This is a genomic window from Streptomyces sp. NPDC089919, from assembly GCF_040684615.1.
Lineage (GTDB): Bacteria > Actinomycetota > Actinomycetes > Streptomycetales > Streptomycetaceae > Streptomyces.
Genome location: NZ_JBFBGK010000219.1, coordinates 1 through 3,484 on the forward strand (window position 1 = coordinate 1; position 3,484 = coordinate 3,484).

The 3,484-nt window shown below is 72.6% G+C and carries 3 protein-coding genes and 2 pseudogenes; 1 reads left to right on the plus strand and 4 read right to left on the minus strand.

From position 1 onward, the window contains the following. Both AB0O40_RS37695 and AB0O40_RS37700 read right to left on the minus strand, forming a co-directional pair. Window positions 1–93, minus strand: a pseudogene (locus tag AB0O40_RS37695) (6-phosphofructokinase); the annotation flags it as partial. Beyond that, window positions 93–524 (minus strand): annotated as a pseudogene (locus AB0O40_RS37700) (MFS transporter); the annotation flags it as partial. The pseudogenes AB0O40_RS37700 and AB0O40_RS37695, both read right to left, overlap by 1 nt. A gap of 151 nt (window positions 525–675) precedes the next feature. On the opposite strand from AB0O40_RS37700, the gene AB0O40_RS37705 reads away from it, so the two are divergent. Continuing rightward, entirely contained in the window at window positions 676–1,923 is a 1,248-nt protein-coding gene (locus AB0O40_RS37705) for a hypothetical protein (RefSeq protein WP_365050850.1), read from the plus strand. Between the two features lie 280 nt (window positions 1,924–2,203). Here the strand turns inward: AB0O40_RS37705 and AB0O40_RS37710 are convergent, their stop codons facing one another. Together AB0O40_RS37710 and AB0O40_RS37715 are read right to left on the minus strand one after the other, a co-directional pair. Further along, window positions 2,204–2,410, minus strand: a complete 207-nt coding sequence (locus AB0O40_RS37710; protein ID WP_365050853.1) for a hypothetical protein — start codon at window positions 2,408–2,410, stop codon at window positions 2,204–2,206. Next, entirely contained in the window at window positions 2,370–2,963 is a 594-nt protein-coding gene (locus tag AB0O40_RS37715) for a MarR family transcriptional regulator (RefSeq protein ID WP_365050855.1), read from the minus strand. The genes AB0O40_RS37710 and AB0O40_RS37715 overlap by 41 nt, the downstream gene beginning before the upstream one ends. Window positions 2,964–3,484: the final 521 nt, after the last annotated feature.

The window sequence follows — 3,484 nt, forward strand, 5'->3', positions numbered from 1 at the left end:
GGTCGCCAGCCAGCGGTCGTAGGCGCTGGGCGTGCCGCCGCGCTGGACGTGGCCGAGGACGGTGGTGCGGGCCTCCTTGCCGGTCCGCTCCTCGCCGTCAGCTGGTCGTGCGGCACGATCCGCGCCATCAGCGAGTCCATCGCCGGCCGCTGGAGGCCCGTCAGCGCCGACACCCCCGCCGCCACCACGTACAGCGGCCACAGCAGCGGATCCGGCAGCAGGGCGTTCACCAGCAGCACCAGCGCCAGCAGCCCCAGCCCCGCCTCGGTCAGCAGGATCAGCCGCCGCCGGTCGATCGCGTCCGCGAGCGCCCCGCCGTACAGCCCGCACACCACTAGCGGCACCAGCTCCACCGCGCCCATCGCACCGACCGCCAGCGGCGAGTCCGTCAGGTGCTTGATCTGCAGGGGCAGCGCGATCATCGCCATGAACGAACCGAAGAAGGTGACCGCGCCCTGGAAGAACAGGAGCCGGAAGTCACGGCTGGAACGCCAGGGGGACAGGTCGGGCAGTACGGACGACAAACGGGATTTCCTCACAACGGGCCATCGTGCGGGCCCGCCGGCCGGCCCGGCAACGCATTTTCTGCGCAGGCGGGAGATCGGCGGGCCGGTGGGGGCCGGACTGGCAGACTGATCTAGGCCAGGGATAATTCGTCCAAGCGGGAGTGGTGTGGTGTCAACGAACAGGGCCTCCTCCGACGCGGCGCAGTGCCCGGCCGGCCGCCGGCTGCCGGGGCTGGTCGCCAGGGTGCTCGCCGCACCGGGCATGACGGCCGCCGTCGCCGCCCAGGTCCGCTGGGTGGAAGGCACGCTCTACCGGGCGCTGGAGCAGGAGGAGTTCCGCGCGCGCTACGGGAGCTCCCTGCGCGACCTGCTCGGACCCGGCGCGACGGCGGTGTGCCGGATGACGGAGGCCGGCCTGCTCAGGGCCAGGGAGCTCACCACCCCGCCGAAGGGCGTGACGGCCTCCCAGCGCCGCCGCGCCAGCGTCCTGCGCCGGCTGGCCGAGGCCGCGGGCGTCCCCAGCGGCGCACTCTCGTACCCGAAGCAGGCCCCGAAGGCGACCCTGCCGGCCTGGGCCCGGAGCGAGCTGCACCACCGGATCGGGGACGAGGTCGAGCGCCGGCCCTCGGCACCCGGCACGGCCCGCTTCCTCGCCGTGGTCGGACTCGTCCTCGACACCGGCGCCCGCACCGGCGAACTGTGCGACCTCGCCGTCGCGGACCTCGCCCCGGGCCTGGACGGGGTGCGGCTGCTGCGCAACCCGCAGTCCCTCGAGGCCGGCGCCGGGGTGACCGAGGTGTGGCGTCTGTCCGCCGCCACCCGGGCCGCCCTCGCGCACTGGCTCCCGCTCCGGTACGAGCTCCTGGCCGACCTGGAGGGGTCCGCCGGCGCCCTGCTCGTCGTACTCCGCAGCAACCGCGGCCCCGGCAACCAGGTCTACAAGCGCGGGATGCCGTTGCGCCCCAAGGGGCTGATCGACAGCTACCGGTCCCACGCGCAGGAGCTCAAGGCGGAGGTCACCCGCCGGGGCGGGGCGGGCTGGGAGCTGCCCGCGGGCCTGGAACAGCTACGGCGCGGAGTCGAGGAGAGCCGGCCACCGGGTCCGGCCGAAGGCCTCGTGCTGGTACGGGACCCAGCAGATCCGGAGCGCCCCGACGGGCCCGACCACGCGGTGACCGGTGCCGTACTCGCCGACGCGGTGGCGGCCTTCCGGACGGCCCGCTCTGCCGAGCACGAGGGCAGCGGGCCGCGGGTCCTGCGGGCGCGCGCCGCCCTCAGGGAGGCAGCCTGGATCCACTGGGCGCAGGCCGGCCACGCATCCACCCTCGGCGCCCTGCGGGAGGCGGGCCTCGCCAACACGGACCTGGCGGCCGCGGGTTACGAGGAGTCGCTGCTGCGCGCCCTTGAGCGGGCCTGAGGGGCTTCCTTCGAGGGATAATTCGTCCAAGCGACCCCGCCGCGCTCCGGCCCCCGATTCCTCGGGCTGGGCTCACCCCACGTGCTCCCGCGGAGCGGGACCCCGGGGCGCTCCGCGCCCGGCAGCGAAGCGCCTCCGCTCCGCTCCGGCGCCCGGCCCCTTCCGCTCCGCTCCAGAGCCCGCAGAGCCCTCCGCTCCGCTCCGGCCCCCAGCGACCCGCCTCCGCTCCGCTCCGGCAGGGACCGCCTCCGCTCCGCTCCGGCCGCGGCCGGAGCGGGGCTCAGCCCGTGCTGCGGTGCAGCGGGACGACCACTTCGCGGCCGGTGGCCTTCTCGCCGAGGCGGAAGAACTTCACCTGGCCTTCCTTGTGCGTGAATTCCAGCCAGCCCTCGGCCTCGAGCTCGCGGCGGGCCTTGGAGAAGTGCGGGGCGGGGACGCCGGCCAGCTCAGCCAGCTCGGCCGCAGTCTTCTCGACGGAGTGCTGCAAGCCGCCCAGGATCGCGTACCGCATCACCACGTTCTGTTTCAGGTGCGGCAGTGCGCCGATCCGCCGAGCGAGGGCTTCGAGTTCCGGGTACGGATGGCGAGGCATGCGTGGTGTGCTCCTTGGTGTCGGGTCGCCCGGGCACGGTCGGCAGGTGGAAAGCGGCGGCTTCGCGCGCCTGCTCCTCTCCGGAAAGGCTGGAAATGATGTGCGGGCTGGCGCGGTATTTGATGGTCCGGCCGACCCGCTCGGCCACGAGCAGGCACTTGTGTTCCGCCAGCATTCTCGCGATACGCCGGGTGGCCTGCGGGGTGAGGCCCAGGTGGGCGGCGGCCTCGTTCGCCGTGGCGCCGCCGTTCTCGAAAGCCCTTATTCCGCAGAAGAGGAAGACCCGTATCGCGTCACCGGTGAGCCCGGACTCCTTGCTCAGCATCTCCATGACCCGCAGGACGGAGAACTGGCCATGTCGTCCGCCCAAGTTGTAGGCGATCCTGCGGGGCGGCGGATCCACCGGCTCCAGGAGTTCGTACACCTCGCCGGTGGCGCGGTTGAACACATCCCGGGACCTTCGCACTTCTCTTGGCAAAGCCGACCCCTGACGTGTGCTGTCTCGACGCGCCGATTCTAGGCAGGTGACATGTCGGCAGTGGTAACCGAAAGAGCCCGACGATTCATTCGGTGACTCATGGCGACATGTCGTTCCGGGTAATTGAAAAACCCTCAGGATTTCTTCGGCCGCGTCATGACGCGGGACGACATGACGCTGGGCGGCAGTCATCGGCATCGCAGGATGCCGATGTGGAATCCTGTGCTGCCGATATGGGTATCGCAGGATTCCGTCACCCGGGGCGTTTTTCCAGGTCAGGGCGGTGCGGTGGCTGCGCCCTCTCCATGCCTCGGGAAAAGCCGCCCGACGGAGTCCCCGGCCGGCCCGTCCCATCGGACCTCCGGCCCGATACCCGGGGGGCCCGCCCCCCGGACCGATCAGGCCCCGGACGGCGCCGTCGTAGGCGGCCGTGGAGGCGAAGTGCGGCGGCAGGCCGGCCGAGGGCCACGAGGACCAGGTGACGGTGCGCC